The sequence below is a fragment of the Qipengyuania sp. JB2-7 genome, from assembly GCF_055693485.1.
The window spans coordinates 258,981-275,890 of sequence record NZ_CM146335.1 but is presented as its reverse complement, the minus strand read 5'-3'; the positions used below and the strand labels follow the sequence as shown (position 1 = coordinate 275,890).

The window sequence follows — 16,910 nt, the reverse complement described above, 5'->3', positions numbered from 1 at the left end:
CGGCAAATCGTTCAGTGGTCAAGCGTCAGGTGTTAACCGCATCTGCCAGCGAACCGTCAGCGGATCAGCAAATTGCGCGCCATGCTGGCAATCTGTGCAAGCATGGCCGGGGCGATGATCGGTTGTGTTTGTGCGCGCCCGATCATGGAGCGGAATTGCTTCACTGAGGCATCGTTTTGCGACACCCACTTGGCAACCATGGCCGACATATCTTTGGCTGCACCTTTCCGTTTGGACAGGCGCCTGACGAGCTCAAGCCGCATATGCTGAAAGTCGCGGGCGAGGCCATCGACCAGCAGCCGTTCCCATACGTCGGAGGGGTTCATCATCGCGGCGGTGCTTTGCGCCCAATCAAGGCCCAATTGTTCACCAATGGCAGTGAATGCGCTGGTTAGTTGGCGTGCATCCAGGCTGGTGTCGCGTGACAAGATCGCCAGACCAACAGCGCCATCCATTTCAAACAGATGTGTGACGCGAGCGGCCAGTGCGGGCGGTGCGCCGGTTTCAACCAGGCTGGCCTTGAGAATGTCGGACTGCTGCCTTGCTTCGGCCGACAACAGGTCGGTTGTCGCCTTGGTGAGCACCGCAATCGGTTTGCCAATCGTGTCGACAAGCTCGCTGGGTGTGACATTGCCAGCGGTTGATCGCAGAACGTCAGACATAAGATTGCCGGTTGCCGCAGCGACACGATCAAACATCGCGATACGTGCGCTTTCTGGCATTTTTTCTATTTCAAGCGCTTCCCACAAATCGGTAAGGTTGAACAGCGCGTCAGCCGTTACGAAGGCGGCCGCGACATCCGCCAAATCGACACCTTCTTCCTCGGCCAATTCGAACGGATGAATGATCCCGAGACGGTTGATGATCGTGTTGGCAAGCTTGGTTGCCTTGATCTCGCGCTTGAGCCGGTGCCCCTCTATCTGCGCCTTATATGTACGCTGCATCGGTTTGGGGAAGGCGTTTATCAGAACGGCATCGAGCGACGGATCGGTTGGCAGATCGCTCTCCTCAATCGCATCCTGCATGACCAGCTTGGATGAAGAAAGCAGCACCGCAAGCTCTGGGCGGGTCAGTCCTCGGTACCGTCCGCCGCGCGGCGTTGCAGTGCCTGATCTTCGGCCAACCCTTCGGTCCGGCGATCAAGGCTACCATCTGACTCTAGTGTGCCGATCAAATGGATATGCGATGCCATTGCCCGCGCTCCGCCAGATTCGGCTACCGACAGAGCGAGCGCTTGCAAGCGGTTGTCATCCAGCACCAGCTCAGCGACCTCTTCGGTCATGTCTTCGAGCAGTGCGTTGCGGCGCTTTTCGGAGATGCGTCCGGCCCGCCGTGCCGCCGCCAGCGCAATCTTGATGTTAACTTCATTGTCGGAGCAATCGACGCCACCGGAATTGTCGATGAAGTCGGTGTTTATTCGCCCACCGGCCAGTGCGAATTCAATGCGCCCAGCTTGCGTGGCGCCCAGATTGGCGCCCTCACCAACGACCTTAGCGCGTACCTCGCCGGCATCAACGCGCAGTGCATCATTGGCAGGATCACCGACCTGCGTATGGGTTTCACGCTCGGCCTTGATGTATGTGCCGATGCCGCCAAACCAGATGAGGTCCGCAGGCGCTTTCAGGATCGCAGAGATGAGAGCGTCTGGCCCGATGACCTTGTCGTCAATGCCCAGAACCGTTTGGGCTGCTTTGGATAAAGTGATGCTCTTGCTGTCTCGGCGGTAGACGCCGCCGCCTTTTGAAATCAGCTTGGGATCATAATCCTCCCAGCTTGATCGAGGCAGCGCGAACATGCGGTTGCGCTCTTTCCAGCTTGCCGCCGGATCGGGCGTCGGATCGATAAAGATATGCCGATGATCGAATGCCGCGACCAGCTTAATGGCTTTAGACAGCAGCATGCCATTGCCAAACACATCGCCTGACATATCGCCGCAGCCGACGACCTCGACCGGGTCAGTCTGAACATCAATTCCCTGTTCCAGGAAGTGCCGCTGAACCGAGAGCCATGCGCCGCGCGCGGTAATTCCCATTGCCTTGTGGTCATAGCCATTGGAGCCGCCACTGGCGAAGGCATCATCGAGCCAGAAATTGTGGCTCTCAGCGATAGCATTTGCAACGTCAGAGAAGCGTGCTGTTCCCTTGTCAGCCGCGACGACGAAATATGGGTCTTCGCCATCATGAATGACGACCTGATCGGGATGCACGACTGTGTCGTCGACGATATTGTCTGTGACCGACAGCAATGTGCGGATAAAGACTTCGTAGCTCGCCTGCCCCTCTGCGGCCCAGCCATCGCGATCCAGCGCGGGGTTGGGCAATTGCTTGGGATAGAAACCACCCTTCGCCCCGGTTGGAACTATCACGGCATTTTTGACCCGCTGCGCTTTCATCAGGCCGAGTATTTCGGTGCGATAATCGTCACGGCGATCTGACCAGCGCAGCCCCCTCTTGCGATTGCTCCGGTGCGCAAATGAATCCCCTCTACGCGGCGGGAATATACGAAAATCTCGCGCCATGGCACGGGTTTGGGGAGGCCGGGAACGAGCGAAGAATCAAGCTTAAATGCCAGTGCCTCGCGCGCGGTACCGGGGCGAACGTGTTGGTTCGCAGTACCGCTTCTATCAGCGACTGATAGAGCCGCAAGATACGGTCATCATTGATCGCTTTCACGCTGGCAAGGCCGCGTTTGATAGCGCTGCGTTGTTCGTCCGCTGCGGCCTGCCGTGCTTTTTCCGACCCTGAAAACTCTGGATCGTGTTGGGTGCGGAACAAGGCGATCAGGGCACGGGTCACCCCTGCTGCGCTGCTAAGTGCGTCCACTACAGTGTAAATCGTGAAGCTGGTGCCCGTCTGACGCAGATAGCGGTAAAAGGCGCGCAGCCAGGACGCCTCCTGAGCGCCGAGCGAAGCCTCTGTCACGAGCCGGTTGAAGACATCATTTTCCGCATCACCATTCAGAACGGCAGTGATCGCACCTTCAATAGCCGGAGCCCGTGCAATGAGGGTGTCGGCGTTGAGCGTCGCGCCCAGTTCGAGGCTAAAATCATGAATTGTGCCCAGCTCACCATCGCCAAGCACAGTTGGAACTTCCGATTGTACGTGGAAACCAAAATTCTCCAGCGTCGGCACTGCATCGGACAGCGGCAACGTGCCCTCTGCCTGATAGAGTTTCAATCCGAGCTGTGTCTTGCCGTCACGTTGAATCAGATAGAGTCTCGTGTCGCGTAGCGCCGCGCCCATCACACCCGGATCATCATCGCCGTGATGACCAAGCGTGTGCAGCCGCCCGATATCCAGTGCCGCTTCGCGTGCGCCATAGTGAGAACGATAGGCTTGCGGGAACGCATCGGCCCAGCGTGCGGCCAGCGCCGCCGATCTGCTTGGGCCGTCAATGTCAGTCAGTTCCGCTTCGACCGCCTCGCCCCATCCGCGCAGCATGGTTTGCAGTTTGACGTCAATCGCCGCTTCATCAGGCGCAGGATCGCCTTTGCGAACGTCCAGAACGAAGCGCAGTGTCGCGAGATTGCCGCCTTCGACTTCGAGGCTCCAATCGAGCATTGTGGCAGACGCACTTTCTTCCAGCAGAGCCTGAATCTGCAGGCGTATCTGCGTCGCCAGCATGTCGCGGGGCAACCAGACAAAAGCGAACAAATGCCGGGCAAGCGGTGCCTGAACCAGTGCAAGGCGCGGTCTTGGCCGATCCACCAGCCCCATCATGGTGGTTGCGATGCGTTCAACATCCTTCTCAGGAAATCCGATCAACAGATCGTGCGGCAGAGCGGTGAGCGCATGCACGAGCGCTTTCCCCGCATGACTGCCCGCTTCAAAATCCAGCCGCTTCATGATGCGCGTCATCTGTGCGCCAAGGCGCGGAATTTCGCGCGGCGGCGCGGCCAGCGCAGCGCTGGTCCAAACACCTGCATGAACAGATAAGGCGGTGACTTTGCCTTTTTGTCGCACTGGCACGATGAACAGATCGAGCGGTACACGGCGGTGAACAAGCGCGGACAAGTTCGCCTTGATCACCAGGACTTGGTTTTTCGCCTTGCCGAGCCCTTTTTCGAACCACTTTATGGCGCGCGCATAGGATTCGTCGGAGAGCAATTCGGCTGCGCTTTTCCTGCAGATGCCGAGTGGTTTGACAGTCGAGCCATCCCGCTTGCGCGTCACATGGCCAAGCTGGGTGAGCATGCCATCATTGAGCCAGCGCAGCAGCTGTGCGCCCTCGCTATCTCCGCCTTTCGCACTCAGCGCATCTGCATCAGCAAGCATCGCTTTTTGGAGTTTGGGCCAGTCACTCACTGCCGCGCGGACATCAGCCATGGTAGCGCGCAAAGTGGTCATAACTTCGCGACGATGTTTCGCATCAACGCGGCTGGTCTCGATGTAAATCACCGACTCGCCAACCGCATCTTTGCCAGCGCCCATGCCCGTCAGATCGCCGGCCTTGTTGCGCGTTACGGGAATGATCGGGTGGACCAGGCGATCAATGGCCAGCCCCATTTCCGAAAGGGCCGCGCTGGTTGAATCGACCAGGAATGGCATATCATCATTGACGATGGCGATGCGCATTTTGCGGCGTTCACCGGTGACCGTATCAAGGGTTATGGAGGATCGGTTGGGCGGACGCTTGGCCGCCGCCTGCAGCGCGAATTCAGCGGCCTCAACGGCTTCCTTGCCTGCGAATGGCAAATCGCCCGGCAACAAGGTTTCGGCAAAGTGGCTGGCAAGCGTTTTGGCCATTTTGGATGCTGCCCCGAATTTGCTGGCGCGGCCCACTGATTTAGTCGTCGATTTCGTCTTGGTTTTCAGACCCATCTGGCTCTCTCCAAAGGCGCAGCTGGATGGTTGGTTCGCAGACCGCACCGCCATTTGAGTATGACGCGAAAACCGCGTCACGCTTCCCCGCCTCTAGGCCCGCTGATGGACCATCGCAAGCCCTGTGGGCATGGCTGGTGAAACTGCCTAGTGGTCGCTCTAGGCGCAGCTTTTTTGTCTATTGAGATACATTATCCGGGCTGCCCGGCTCTATGTCGCTTAGCTGGGCGAGATACGCCGTTGCGCGGTCTGATTCGTCGCTGTCAGGGGCTAGTATCAGCACGCTTTCAAAACTGCGCCGTGCATCCTGACGGCGACCAGAGAGTGCGGCGATCACGCCAGCCTCCAGTGCGATGGCAGGGTTCTGATCGTCCAAATCAGCGGCAGTTTCAATTTGCCGTTGTGCGTCCGCCAGCATGGCCATGCGCCGTGATAATGTCGCAGAAAGCAACCACGCTCTTGTGCTGCCGGGGTTGAGAGTGCGCGCATTCGAAAGAGCCTCTTGTGCGGCATCTTCGCGTCCGAGGGTCACCAATGCTCGGGCATGATCAACGCTCAGGCCAGAAGCGAGGCCAGCATCGCTTGCAAGACGTGCGTCTTCGACAGCTTCTGCAAAAAAGCTCTCAGCGGCATCAGCTTCACCGCCTGCCATCGCGGCGTTTCCGGCCATTCCGCCTAACCGCGCGCGATATGCTGGACTGTCCGATGGGGCTTCGCCCAATGCGGTCGCAAAGGCGGCTTGCGCCTCACCAAAACGCCGGGCGCGAACATGAGCAAAGCCAAGGCAGTGTGTTGCTTGTGCTGCTTCGTCGGTTCCGGCGCTCTCACGCCAAGCGCGTGCAAACTCCGTTCCGCGCCGTTCGCTTTCGGCGACCAATGCCAGACATTCAGCAAGCCGAGAGCGTTGTTCGACCTCGGCTTCGCGAGCTTGCGCTGCATTGCGGCGGCGTTGTTCGCGCAGTTCCTCTGGTACGATCGGCGTGTTCTCTAACGCCGGGTTAGGGCCAACCTGAGCGATCAGAAGAAAGGCGGCGGCAAGCGACATGGATTACTCCGTCGGAAGATTGGCAATCGTGCGCAGCAATAGGGCGATATCCTGATCGCGCGACAAACGGTGATCACCGTCTTTGACCAAGGTTACCTGTACAGCATCAGAACGCAGCTTCTCAGCCAGTTTCAGGCTGACCTCCCACGGCACATCCTCGTCCCGTTGACCATGCAGCAGGTGCACAGGGCACGTGATCTCAATATCAGTGTCGAGCCGTAATTGCGCCTCTGCATCGGCGAAGAACTTTGCGTATGTTGGCGTGGGGGCTGGGCCATAGGGGTTGTCTTCATAGACCGTCTCGCCCGCTGACAATTGCGCTCGTTTATCTTCGTCATAACCCCACTGCGTGAAGTCCGGAGCCGCCGCGATGCCGATCATTCCGGCTAGGCTTTCACCAAGAGCCTCACCCACCAGCAGCATCAGCCAGCCGCCCATCGAGGACCCGATGACTACTACCGGCCCATCCAGCTTCGCCGCGATCAGGGCGCACACTTCCTCGCGCCAGCGCGAAAGACTGCCGCCGGAAAAATCGCCGCTACTCTTTCCGCATCCGGAATAATCCATCAGCAAACAGGTTCGGCCATTTTTGACTGCCCAGTCGAACAGTGCAGTCGCCTTGCCACCCGCCATATCCGACATATAGCCGGGCAGGAATACGAGCGCTGGGTCGCTTCTATCATCGGGCCTCTCATGCAAAAGGTAGGCGATCTTCCGCCCATCTGGCATTTCGAGAAATTGTGTAGTGGCGCTCATAGCGGACAGCTTCTCGCTTTCTATCGCGAGTAAATCAACTGGCGTGCGCGAACCACTCAGAAAAATTCAAATTCCTCGACGTCTTCATCCTCGGCACACATCGATTTGAGTGCCTTGAATTCATCCTCGCTGAGGACGGGCGGATAGGTCTTGCCATCATCTGACGCCTTGCGGAATTCGAGCGCCCGCTCACGTGGTCCCGGGTGGCTTGCGATCCAACCGGTGACGGCGGTTTGTTCAGAGCCTTCTTCGATCCCGGCCTCATCAGCCATGCGTTCAAAGAAGCTGGCGACCCCCAGAGGCGAGATATCGCTTTCCGCCATGCGGGCGCGGGCATAGGAATCCGCTTCGCGCTCGGCATCTCGTGAGTAACCAAGGCTGGCGAGGCCGAACAGAGTATCGCCAAAACCGGTATTAGCGCCAGAGAGCAGAATGGACATTCCGAACTGGCGCAACATCGCGGTCATCACGTGGCGTTCGCGAACATGACCAACCTCATGCGCGAGCACGCCAGCGAGCTCTGCGGGAGTGTCAGCCTGTTGGATCAACCCATCGAACAGCAGCACTTGCCCGCCGGGGAGTGCCACGGCGTTGACCATGTCAATATTGGCAACACCGGCGCGCACCTGGGTTGCGGCGGGATCAACCGCATCGAGCATCTTGGCAAGCGCTGCGTCACCCGCTGGTGTCGAGCATAAACGATTGCCAAAATCGCCAACCATCGCATCGCCAATACGCCGTTCGACACTTTCGGGAACGCGTGGGCCGAGCCAATCGGGCGCGGTCATAAACAGCGCCACCACCGCCACACTGACAACGCCAAACGCAACGGCTGCTTTGCCCAATCCCATGCGGTCAACCCACCCGCCATAGTTCGCAATTGCGGGCAAATGCCGGGCTAGCCCGGGGGGCAAATCGCGTGGCAGACGTAGGCGAAAGTCCGGCACGCTTTCGCGGGTATAGACCAGTTGATCCTTCAGCCCCTCGGCAAAGCGCATATCATCCATCGGCACGCGCAATGGCTCTGATCCGGGTTCAGACAGGACCAACACTCCGGAAGGATCCCCCAAAGGGTCCCCCAAAGGAACCCAGGTGGCGGTCCCATCGTGCCGAATGGCGGTTACGCCATCGTACCAGACGGCATTCGCTTCAAAGGCTGAATCGCTCATTGCAGACTCAGACTACGCTTAGATCGCGCCGACATCAAAGGCATCGAGCAAGCCCTCGCCGGTCTGAGATGTAGATGTCTCTGACTGCGTCAGCTCATCGAGTACAATCTCGCCGCCCGCCTCCATATGCGTCATGAAGAATTTCCAATGACGGTAGGATAGGAAGATATAGCCGACGCCAAGGGTGAAGACGACAAGTGCAAAATCACCGAGCAGCAGCTTCACCCAATCTTTGGTCGAGGCGTCGAAGCTGAAATGCAGATTCTTCCAACTGGTCCCGCCAACGACGACTTCATAGAATTTTGAGTAGAACGCAACTGCGATCAGGCCGAGGCCGAGATAAAACACGAGCACCGCAATCACGATGCCCATGCCAGCGCCAATGCCCGCTCCGGTTTCGCCTCCAAGGCCGTAGCCTGCGCCTGCGCCCATCGCTGCAGCGATGGCACCTGCAACGAAAATCAGAAACGGTGCGAGGTAGAATAGCAGAAACCGCAACAGCACTTCACCCGATTCCGCATGCGCCTCGAACTTATGCGGGCCGAAGCTCATCTTGCTCCATTTTTCGTTCCATAGGCTAACCATCGACCAGGGAACCAGGAGGCCGAGTGCGAGATAGCCGACAAATGACTTCCACATATAAGACAGGCCGAATGTGAAGCCGGGGTCATCGCTGCCCCCGCGAGATCCCGCGCCAGCGTGTGCGCGACAGGCGATAGCGCAGCGCGCGGAAGCGGGCGACGCCGGTGAAATATATGATGATGATGAACATCACGAAGGTGATCAGCGCGGCGAGCCCTTCATGCCCGCGCATGATCGCGCTTTGCGGTAGGAATGATATGATGGAAAACGGTATCAGAATGAAAACCGCCACGATCAGAAAACCGAAAAACAGCTCTTTGCCGGTGCCCGCCCATTCGAGGTTTTCGTCAACAAATCGGCTGCGCGACCAAAGGTATTGCCGTTCGCGCGTCGTCGCCCAAAATCGATAAATGCCCAGCGTAACGATCGTTAGCAACAAATTGGTGAAGGCGATTGGCGCAAATTCCTGCCATGTTCCTTCAAAGCCAAAAGCGCTGTCAGGTGCGCTATCGGCAGCCTGTTCGGTATATTCATTCATAAAAGTAGTGTGACCCCCGTCCTTTGTCGCCGACGATAGTCCGGATGTCTGAACAACAAGTCAAGCAGCTTGCGACGAAGACCCGCGCGTCACTCGCGTTCGAATATCTCCTCAATAGTCATCGCGAAGACATCAGCGATCTTGAATGCGAGCGGTAGCGAGGGGTCATAGCGCCCTTTCTCAATGGCGTTAACGCTCTGACGCGAGACGCCAAGCTGATTGGCCAGATCCTGCTGTGACCAATCGCGCTCTGCCCGCAGGACTTTGAGGCGGTTTTTCATGCCTCGTCCCCTTCAGCATCGTCGCGGCGTGCAAACCAGACCTGGCCAATTCCAAAACCGATTGCCCAAACCGGTACGACCCACCACGCCCAAATGTTGGGAACTACGCTGAACGTTTCCATAAAGCCCCAGAAACTGCCGAGTGTCAGCACGAAGCCTAGGCCAACCAGTGCAGCAAGGATCGTGCGATAGCGCAGGAATTCGTCTGTTTCTTCGGAGATATAACGCCCCATGACATAAATCATCGCGAGGCTCGGCACGGCTGGTAGCAAGGATATCGCAAGCGCGTAATCGCGGGCATTGGGCACTTCGTTCCAAAGCGCAATCGCAATGCCCATGCCGAGCATGTAAAGTGCAATGCTGGCGAAGAAATCGCGCATATACCGCCACATTGCCGATGAGACGAGACCGGTTGCCCTGTGCCTCCGGATATTGCGCAAGGCAAAGCCGAACAATGCCGCTGGTATGGTCAGCAATATGACAAACGTGGCGGTATTGACTGCTCCGCTTGTCCAGAGTGCGAAGATAATGCCCAGGCCTGCGCCGCCGAGCCCGGCCTTTTGGCCCGTCTTGTACGTGACGTCCTTTGAACTCGTAGTCGTCATATCAAGCTTCCTTTCATTTATGGAAAGCATACTTGTCATTGATTGTCGCAAATGTCAAGTTTCCTTTCCTTATCGGAGCGCTGACTTGTCAATACAGGAATGAGCATATGATCGATTGTGACGCGCGCTCTTGTCATCGCGGCTTCATCTGGGCCATGCAAAAGGTGACCGAAGGAGAGCCCGAATATGTCCATCGCTGAACCCCCACAGTCCCCCCCATCTACCGCGCTGGATCGCCGCACGTTGCTGAAGAGCGGAGGGCTTGGTTTGGGTCTTGGGGCCGGTCTGGTTGCCGCACCGCTTTCTGCGCAAATGCACGCGAAAGGCTTCACCCATGGAGTCGCCAGCGGAGAGCCGCGGGCGAATACTGTGCTGCTCTGGACACGCTTTGTTGCTGACCAGAGTACCATGCTCGAATGGACGGTCAGCGAAAATGCTGATTTCACCATGATCGTGTCAGAGGGCTTTGCGACCGCAGGCCCGGACACGGACTGGTGCGTAAAAAGTGTCGCGGACGATCTGCAGCCCGGTACGCTGGTATTACTACCGCTTCACCGCCCCCGACGGCGCAACATCCGACATTGGGCGCACGCGAACCCTGCCGGAGGGGCCAACGGACCAGTTCCGGATGGCTGTTTTCTCGTGCTCCAATATCGGCTTTGGCTGGTTCAATGCTTATGCCCATCTGGCAGAGGCGAATGACGTCGATCTGGTCTATCATGCGGGCGACTATTTCTACGAATATGCGCCCGGTACTTACCCCAGTCGCGAACAGGCGTTGGCTGAACGGCTGGGTCTGGATCCTGCCAGCGAGACGGTCAGCTTGGTTGATTACCGGCTGCGCTTTGCCACCTATCGCCGCGATGCTGACCTACGCCGCGTTCATCAGATGTATCCGATGATTGCGGGCTGGGACGATCACGAAAGCGCAAACGATAGTTATCGCACCGGTGCACAGAACCATCAGCCCGAAACAGAGGGCGATTGGGATGTGCGCAAGCGTGCGGCGATGCGCGCCTATCGCGAATGGATGCCGGTGTCAGACAATCCGTGGGAAGCCTATGAGATTGGCGATCTTGCCACGATCTTCCGGCTCGAAACTCGCCTGACGGCACGCGACAAACCGCCGAGTTTTGCTGAACTGCTGCGTGGTCAGCAATCGCCCGATGCCGCGATGGCAGCGCTGATGGCTTTCCGTGATGGTGCATACGCTGATGAAGGGCGCCAACTGCTCGGCGGCGCGCAGGAGCGATGGCTGGCCGACGGCATGAAGGCATCGCGCGGTGCGGGCAAGCCATGGCAGGTGCTTGCGCAGCAAGTGCTGATGGGGCGCGTCGCGACGCCGGTCGCCTTTGCCGATGCGCTGCCAGACAACGTGCCAGACTTCGTCCGTCAGCGGGTGATTGCAGGTGCCATGGCTAGTCGGGCAGGCCTGCCGCTCAATATGGACGCATGGGATGGCTATCCCGCAGCGCGCAACCGCGTGTTTGAAGCGGCTTTGGAGGCGGACGCCAACCTCATCTCGTTGGCTGGTGACACGCATAACGCCTGGGCGTTTGAGTTGACATATGCGGGGCAGGATGTCGGCGTGGAGTTTGGCGGGCAATCGGTCACTTCGCCGGGTTTTGAGAATTTCCTTGGCGGGATTGATGAGCGGCAAGTGACGGGCGCACTGGTGCAAGAGAACGAACAGCTGCAATGGGCGAACACGGCGCAGCGAGGCTATATGGTTGTGGAATTGACCCCGGATCAGGCGAGCAGCGAATACAGATTCCTCAATGGTGTGCGCCAGCGCGGGACCGGGCTTGCGGCAACGAAGCGGATCACGACCGACGCAGGCAGTCAGAAACTTGCGCTTTCTTGAAACCTTAACTGACCGGGGCTATGTGGCCTGCATGGCACGCAGCTGGATGACCACCACAACTACCACCACCTCGGGCGACCGGGGGCGTTTGGTAGTGGGTTAAGCCCTTTGCCACTCGCCACCCGGTTTCGGGTGGCGCGGTGTCCTCCTGAAATCGGTAAGAATTATGACATCGCACTTCAAGCGCGCGCGTGGCTGTGCCATGGGCGCGTGAAACCGGATGACAAGAGATACTGATGACCGAACTGCTCAAGATTAGCCTGCCTGACGGGTCCATGCGCGAGATGGAAGTGGGCAGCACACCTGCTGATGTCGCTGCGGCCATTGGACCGGGCCTTGCCAAAGCAGCTTTGGCCGCGCGTGTGGATGGCGAAATACGCGATCTCAATCGGCCTTTTGAGGGCGATGCAGACCTAGCATTGATTACGTCGCGCGATGAAGCGGACGCGCTGGAGTTGGCGCGCCACGATTTCGCGCATGTTCTGGCCGAGGCGGTGCAGGCGCTCTATCCCGGTACGCAAATCACATTTGGCCCAGCGACCGACGATGGCTTTTATTATGATGTGAAAGCGCCCGATAGCCGCGAGCCTTTTTCGTCCGAAGATCTGCCCGCGATCGAAGAGAAAATGCGTCAGATCATCAAAGCCGACAAGCCTTTGGTGCGTGAGGTCTGGTCGCGTGCAGACTTGATCGCAAAATGGGAAGCTGACGGCGAGGTGTTCAAGGCCGAATGGGCCAAGGAATTGCCCGAGAATGAAGAGCTGACCGTTTATTGGTCGGGCGAACCGGGCAGCGATGGCGCGTGGCTCGATATGTGCCGCGGCCCGCATTTGGCGAGCACGGGCAAGCTCGATCCGCAAGCGTTCAAATTGATGCGTGTAGCGGGCGCCTATTGGCGCGGTGACCAGCGCAATCCGCAGCTAACGCGTATTTATGGGACCGGCTGGCTCAACAAGAAACAGCTCAAACAGCATCTGCATAATCTGGAGGAAGCGGCCAAGCGCGATCACCGCAAGCTGGGCCGCGAGATGGACCTGTTCCATCTGCAGGAAGAGGCGCATGGCAGCGTCTTCTGGCACCCGCAGGGCTATGTCATCTGGCGCGAGCTTGAGGCCTATATGCGCCGCAAGATGGATGCGGCTGGCTATCAGGAAATCAAAACGCCGCAGGTCATGGATGTGCGCCAGTGGGAGCAATCCGGCCACTGGGGCAAATATGCCGAAAACATGTTCGCGGTACCTGATATTGTGCCGGAGGTGGATGAGGGCGGTGATGCAACGGCAAGCGCGCCCAAAGTTGCCGACGACGCGCAATGGATGGCAATCAAGCCGATGAACTGCCCGGCGCACGTGCTGGTCTTCAAGCAAGGTATCACCTCGTACAAAGACCTGCCGATCCGATTAGGCGAGATGGGCTGTTGCCACCGTAACGAACCGCATGGCGCGTTGCATGGCCTAATGCGTGTGCGCCAGTTCACGCAGGATGATGCGCATATTTTCTGCACTGAAGAACAGGTGGTCGATGAGGTTCGTGCGTTCTGCAAGCTCGCCGACAGTGTCTATCGCGATTTCGGCTTTGACTATCATGTGAAGCTGGCTTTGCGCCCAGAAAAGCGGTTCGGCTCAGAATCGGACTGGGACAAGGCGGAGCAGGAATTGCGCGATGCCGTGGCCGAGGCGGGCATGGCCAATGACGACTATGGCTGGGAAGAATTGCCGGGCGAAGGGGCATTTTATGCACCTAAGCTGGAATGGCATTTAACCGATGCGATTGGACGCACGTGGCAAGTGGGCACCGTTCAAGGCGACCGCGTACTGCCTGATCGGCTTGATGCAACCTATGTGGGCGAGGATGGTAACAAGCATCGCCCGGTCATGCTGCACCGTGCGATCTTTGGGTCGTATGAGCGCTTCATTGGAATTCTGATTGAACACTTCGCTGGGCGTCTGCCGGTATGGCTTGCGCCTACGCAGGTTGTGGTGGCGACGATTGTATCGGATGCTGACCCTCACGCTCAGCGGGTTGCCGACCGGTTGGAGGCAGCGGGCATTCGGGTGAAGACCGACTTCCGCAATGAAAGCATCAATTATAAGGTGCGCGAGCATTCGTTGGCGAAGGTCCCGCACATTCTGGTTGTTGGTAAGCGCGAGGCGGAGGAAGGCACCGTTGCGATGCGTACGCTGGGTGAGAAGCAGCAGCAGTTCCTGTCGGTAGATGACGCGCTGGAGCAACTGACCCTTGCGGCAACGCCACCGGATTTGCGGGAAGACGCGCCGCAGGCTGGCTTCGGCTGCGTAAACCTTGCCAGAATTGACGAGTCTAATGGCGGGCTATTCTGCTGCGCAACTGGGCATTGCCCTTGTGGCGGCGCTCGGCTCGGCGTTCGTGCGGGGCCTTACTGGCTTCGGCATGGCGATCTTGCTGGTACCCATTCTGGCGCTGGCATTGCCGCCCATTGAGGCGGTGATCGTGGCCAATTTCCTTTCGTTGTTTATCGGTCTGATTGAAGTCAAACGATTGGTCACGGGGGCCGAGAAAACCGCTTGGTCATTGTCAGTCTTGGTGCTGCTTTTCACGCCGCTTGGTCTTTATGCGCTCGCGGTCACATCGCCCGATCTCGCACGCTTGATCATTGCGCTCATAGCCTTGTCGGCATTCGGTGCGATCCTGCTGCCACGTCGCGCAGAAACCGCTCCGGGCAAGGCCGTTACTGGAAGTGTCGGATTGGTGAGCGGCCTAATGACGGGCTATGCCGGAATGCCTGGGCCGCCCGTGGTCCCATATTATGTCGGGCGTGATTTGCCGCGCGAAACCGCCAAGGCGTCGATGATGCTGGTGTTCACGGTCGCTGGCCTCGCAGGAATTGTCTCGGCTCTGGCGTTAGGCATCGTCCGCGCCGAACTTACGTTACTAGCCGCGCTGCTGTTTCCCGCAGTCATAATCGGCAACAAGATAGGTGATGGCGCATCGGGCCGTGTCAGCGACCCGGTCTGGCGCAGCTTTGTCGGTCTGGTTTTGGCCGGTGCTGCGGTCGCCGCCTTGCTTAGACTGTTATAGTGGACTGACTTCGGCCACCTGCGCCCTCCGCGTTTTTTGCGTCCTACCGCTCCGCTATTTGAGGACCTCCACCCGGATGTTGTTACGCCCGATTGCAGGTGGATGATTTAATCGTGCTATCAGTTCTCCCCGCCGCGCGCCACATAGCGCGCAGCGAGGATGGGGCCAGCGTTTTGTCCACGCAGGAGGAGTGCGTAGCGGTCGGCCCCTGGCAGTTGGAGCTGTTCAGGATTGATAGTGATGGCGGCCTGCCCTCCAGACCACGCGCCAAGGCTGATTTCATCGAGCAGCACGTTGGTGTAGCTGACTTCGCGCCCACCATTTTCGCCGCGCCCGATGCGTACGGTTTCATGGCTGTCGAGCGCGACCAAAGTCAGTTCGGCGCGAGAGGATGCCTTGCCTGCAATGCCGACGATTACCGACCCGTCTTCTTGTGGACGTAGAGCCAGAGCGGCGGGCGCCTTTGCGGACTGCTTAATGAACTGGCGGACCTGAGATTCATTTGATCCGACTGTGCCGCGCACACCGTCAACGACAATTTGCGGGGTATAGACGCCGTTACGACCGGCCAGCCCTTTGCGTGCATAGCGGCGTTGCAGCGTGGTGTTGGCTTCTTTGGCGAGTGTATCCTTCCAGCCAAGCCGATCCCAATAGGTCACCGGTACGCGAAATGATGACGAGGTTCTCTTCATTGACGAGACGCGCGGCGAGCTTGTCGGTACCGGGGGACAGGATGAGCAGCCCTGACTGGTGAACAATTCTATCGCGACAGGGCTTTCCGGGGTCTCCACCGCGATGGGTGCGCGGCTTTGCGTTGCACCGCTTGGTTGTCCGAATGCCAGTAAAGCGCCGACTGTGGCGAAAGCACCAAGGGCGACTGCGGGAATGTGTTTCATATCGCGTGACCTCAAAAGACAGGGTTCACGTAATATGTTCGTGCGAAAAGCTCAGCCGGTTACGCTGAAATCAAATTGATATCGATTAGGTGAGGCCCGCAACCGCTTAGAGCGGCAAGAACGGTCCAGCAAAAAGCAGTGCCATACCGCACGACGTCACGATAACCGCTCGCGCCGTATCAAGCGGATTTGCGACCATGTTGGCCATTTGGGCGCGGGTAAGAGCGATTGCTTTTGCCATGCCCGCGCTTGTGCAGCGCAGAACCCTAACGAAAGGTAAAGATTAACCTTGTTTGGGTGTTTGCGCCGCCAGATTAGTTGTTTTGGGCATTTGCTGACTGGCACAGTGGAACCCGCCTCCGCCCGCCAGAACTGCATCGGCGGGCAGGCCGATCGTATCGCGGTCGGGGAATAGCTCTGCGATAGCGGCAACGCCGTCTGTGTCATGTGGCGAGCCAAATGTTGGGACCACGACAAGATGTGTTGTGATGGCGAAGTTCGCATAGCTGGCCGGTTCGACTGCTCCGTTGCGCATAATCAGTCCGGGAGACGGAATCTCGCGGACTATAACGCCAAAGGCCTCAGCCCGTTGTTTGGCATCGGCATATACATCCGCGTTTGGGTCACCCGCTCCTGCGGCTTTGGGAAGAGCAAGCGTATTCGGCGCCACGAACCGCGCGAGATTGTCGACATGGCCATCGGTGTGGTCGTTGATCAAACCGTCACCAAGCCACAGCATGCGGTCAAAACTGAGTATCCGGTTCAGCTCAGCTTCGATGTCCGTGCGGTCCATATCCGGGTTGCGATTGGGGTTGAGCAGGCATTGCTGCGTGGTGACGGCCAGTCCAGTGCCATCGCCATCAATCGCACCGCCTTCCAGAATCATGGAGGAAGTTTCGATCGGCAGACCAGCATCTTGCGCCAATTCTGCGCCAATGCCTGCGTCGCCAGCCATAAGATATTTGCCGCCCCAGCCATTGAAGCCAAATCGGCGGGCGGCGCGATCCCCCTGCGCATTTGCAACGATTAGCGGGCCGGTATCGCGCAGCCAGATGTCTCCATAAACCCGCTGTTCTAGCGTTACGGCATCGCTGAGCAGTTCCCGCGCCCGCACCGCATTGTCCGCATCGCGCACGAGCAGGCGAACCTCCTGTCCGCTCTCCGCCACGGCATTGGCAAAGGCTGCGATCTGTTCCTGCGCTTGCGCAAAAGCATCGCCCCACTCGCTTTCATCATGCGGAAAGCCGATCCACAACCAATCCTGCGGTGCCCATTCGGGCGGCATCAGAAAGGTCAT

14 protein-coding genes and 1 pseudogene are annotated in these 16,910 nt (G+C 58.4%); 4 read left to right on the top strand and 11 right to left on the bottom strand.

All coding sequences use genetic code 11. From position 1 onward, the window contains the following. Positions 1 to 56: 56 nt before the first annotated feature. The 8 genes and pseudogenes from ACZ1GM_RS01255 to ACZ1GM_RS01220 form a co-directional block, all read right to left on the bottom strand. A pseudogene (locus ACZ1GM_RS01255) lies at positions 57 to 4,745 on the bottom strand (NAD-glutamate dehydrogenase). Positions 4,746 to 4,998: 253 nt separating this feature from the next. Beyond that, the gene (locus tag ACZ1GM_RS01250) at positions 4,999 to 5,865 is read right to left on the bottom strand and encodes a tetratricopeptide repeat protein (RefSeq protein WP_472677407.1); all 867 of its coding nucleotides are present in this window, start codon (positions 5,863 to 5,865) and stop codon (positions 4,999 to 5,001) included. Positions 5,866 to 5,868: 3 nt separating this feature from the next. Then, a complete protein-coding gene (locus tag ACZ1GM_RS01245; protein WP_472677406.1) occupies positions 5,869 to 6,621 on the bottom strand; it encodes an alpha/beta hydrolase in 753 nt (250 codons plus the stop codon). 56 nt (positions 6,622 to 6,677) lie between these two features. Then, entirely contained in the window at positions 6,678 to 7,790 is a 1,113-nt protein-coding gene (locus ACZ1GM_RS01240) for a M48 family metallopeptidase (RefSeq protein WP_472677405.1), read from the bottom strand. Between the two features lie 18 nt (positions 7,791 to 7,808). After that, positions 7,809 to 8,429, bottom strand: a complete 621-nt coding sequence (locus tag ACZ1GM_RS01235; protein ID WP_472677404.1) for a DUF898 family protein — start codon at positions 8,427 to 8,429, stop codon at positions 7,809 to 7,811. Positions 8,430 to 8,457: 28 nt separating this feature from the next. Continuing rightward, the gene (locus ACZ1GM_RS01230; protein ID WP_472677403.1) at positions 8,458 to 8,910 is read right to left on the bottom strand and encodes a DUF898 family protein; all 453 of its coding nucleotides are present in this window, start codon (positions 8,908 to 8,910) and stop codon (positions 8,458 to 8,460) included. 89 nt (positions 8,911 to 8,999) lie between these two features. After that, on the bottom strand, positions 9,000 to 9,191 hold the full coding sequence (locus ACZ1GM_RS01225) for a helix-turn-helix transcriptional regulator (RefSeq protein WP_472677402.1): 192 nt from the start codon (positions 9,189 to 9,191) through the stop codon (positions 9,000 to 9,002). Then, complete coding sequence (locus ACZ1GM_RS01220) at positions 9,188 to 9,796, bottom strand: hypothetical protein (RefSeq protein ID WP_472677401.1); 609 nt, start codon at positions 9,794 to 9,796, stop codon at positions 9,188 to 9,190. The genes ACZ1GM_RS01225 and ACZ1GM_RS01220 overlap by 4 nt, the downstream gene beginning before the upstream one ends. A 186-nt stretch (positions 9,797 to 9,982) precedes the next feature. On the opposite strand from ACZ1GM_RS01220, the gene ACZ1GM_RS01215 reads away from it, so the two are divergent. From ACZ1GM_RS01215 to ACZ1GM_RS01200, 4 genes are all read left to right on the top strand, one after another. Continuing rightward, positions 9,983 to 10,498 carry a PhoD-like phosphatase N-terminal domain-containing protein gene (locus ACZ1GM_RS01215; protein ID WP_472677400.1) on the top strand — a complete coding sequence of 172 codons (516 nt, stop codon included), beginning with the start codon at positions 9,983 to 9,985 and terminating at the stop codon, positions 10,496 to 10,498. Beyond that, entirely contained in the window at positions 10,425 to 11,660 is a 1,236-nt protein-coding gene (locus ACZ1GM_RS01210) for an alkaline phosphatase D family protein (RefSeq protein WP_472677399.1), read from the top strand. Before ACZ1GM_RS01215 ends, ACZ1GM_RS01210 begins: the two co-directional genes overlap by 74 nt. A 236-nt stretch (positions 11,661 to 11,896) precedes the next feature. Beyond that, positions 11,897 to 14,119: a threonine--tRNA ligase gene (gene thrS, locus ACZ1GM_RS01205; protein ID WP_472677398.1), complete on the top strand. Its 2,223-nt coding sequence runs from the start codon at positions 11,897 to 11,899 to the stop codon at positions 14,117 to 14,119. Then, a complete protein-coding gene (locus tag ACZ1GM_RS01200; RefSeq protein WP_472677397.1) occupies positions 14,070 to 14,717 on the top strand; it encodes a sulfite exporter TauE/SafE family protein in 648 nt (215 codons plus the stop codon). Before thrS ends, ACZ1GM_RS01200 begins: the two co-directional genes overlap by 50 nt. Before the next feature lie 119 nt (positions 14,718 to 14,836). On the opposite strand, the gene ACZ1GM_RS01195 is transcribed toward ACZ1GM_RS01200, so the two are convergent. From ACZ1GM_RS01195 to ACZ1GM_RS01185, 3 genes are all read right to left on the bottom strand, one after another. Then, positions 14,837 to 15,613 carry a DUF1223 domain-containing protein gene (locus ACZ1GM_RS01195; protein ID WP_472677396.1) on the bottom strand — a complete coding sequence of 259 codons (777 nt, stop codon included), beginning with the start codon at positions 15,611 to 15,613 and terminating at the stop codon, positions 14,837 to 14,839. Positions 15,614 to 15,719: 106 nt separating this feature from the next. Next, the gene (locus ACZ1GM_RS01190; RefSeq protein ID WP_472677395.1) at positions 15,720 to 15,854 is read right to left on the bottom strand and encodes a hypothetical protein; all 135 of its coding nucleotides are present in this window, start codon (positions 15,852 to 15,854) and stop codon (positions 15,720 to 15,722) included. 42 nt (positions 15,855 to 15,896) lie between these two features. Beyond that, positions 15,897 to 16,910 (bottom strand): agmatine deiminase family protein, encoded by a 1,014-nt coding sequence (locus ACZ1GM_RS01185; RefSeq protein ID WP_472677394.1) that lies wholly within the window; start codon positions 16,908 to 16,910, stop codon positions 15,897 to 15,899.

What these genes read in the sequence shown, in the direction of transcription:
- ACZ1GM_RS01240 (WP_472677405.1), bottom strand. Translation starts at nt 7,790, where the DNA reads ATGAGCGATTCAGCCTTTGAAGCGAATGCCGTCTGGTACGATGGCGTA.
- ACZ1GM_RS01190 (WP_472677395.1), bottom strand. Translation starts at nt 15,854, where the DNA reads ATGGCAAAAGCAATCGCTCTTACCCGCGCCCAAATGGCCAACATGGTC.
- ACZ1GM_RS01245 (WP_472677406.1), bottom strand. Translation starts at nt 6,621, where the DNA reads ATGAGCGCCACTACACAATTTCTCGAAATGCCAGATGGGCGGAAGATC.
- thrS (WP_472677398.1), top strand. Translation starts at nt 11,897, where the DNA reads ATGACCGAACTGCTCAAGATTAGCCTGCCTGACGGGTCCATGCGCGAG.
- ACZ1GM_RS01235 (WP_472677404.1), bottom strand. Translation starts at nt 8,429, where the DNA reads ATGTGGAAGTCATTTGTCGGCTATCTCGCACTCGGCCTCCTGGTTCCC.
- ACZ1GM_RS01210 (WP_472677399.1), top strand. Translation starts at nt 10,425, where the DNA reads ATGGCTGTTTTCTCGTGCTCCAATATCGGCTTTGGCTGGTTCAATGCT.
- ACZ1GM_RS01185 (WP_472677394.1), bottom strand. Translation starts at nt 16,910, where the DNA reads ATGACCTTTCTGATGCCGCCCGAATGGGCACCGCAGGATTGGTTGTGG.
- ACZ1GM_RS01225 (WP_472677402.1), bottom strand. Translation starts at nt 9,191, where the DNA reads ATGAAAAACCGCCTCAAAGTCCTGCGGGCAGAGCGCGATTGGTCACAG.
- ACZ1GM_RS01230 (WP_472677403.1), bottom strand. Translation starts at nt 8,910, where the DNA reads ATGAATGAATATACCGAACAGGCTGCCGATAGCGCACCTGACAGCGCT.
- ACZ1GM_RS01215 (WP_472677400.1), top strand. Translation starts at nt 9,983, where the DNA reads ATGTCCATCGCTGAACCCCCACAGTCCCCCCCATCTACCGCGCTGGAT.
- ACZ1GM_RS01220 (WP_472677401.1), bottom strand. Translation starts at nt 9,796, where the DNA reads ATGACGACTACGAGTTCAAAGGACGTCACGTACAAGACGGGCCAAAAG.
- ACZ1GM_RS01195 (WP_472677396.1), bottom strand. Translation starts at nt 15,613, where the DNA reads ATGAAACACATTCCCGCAGTCGCCCTTGGTGCTTTCGCCACAGTCGGC.
- ACZ1GM_RS01200 (WP_472677397.1), top strand. Translation starts at nt 14,070, where the DNA reads ATGGCGATCTTGCTGGTACCCATTCTGGCGCTGGCATTGCCGCCCATT.
- ACZ1GM_RS01250 (WP_472677407.1), bottom strand. Translation starts at nt 5,865, where the DNA reads ATGTCGCTTGCCGCCGCCTTTCTTCTGATCGCTCAGGTTGGCCCTAAC.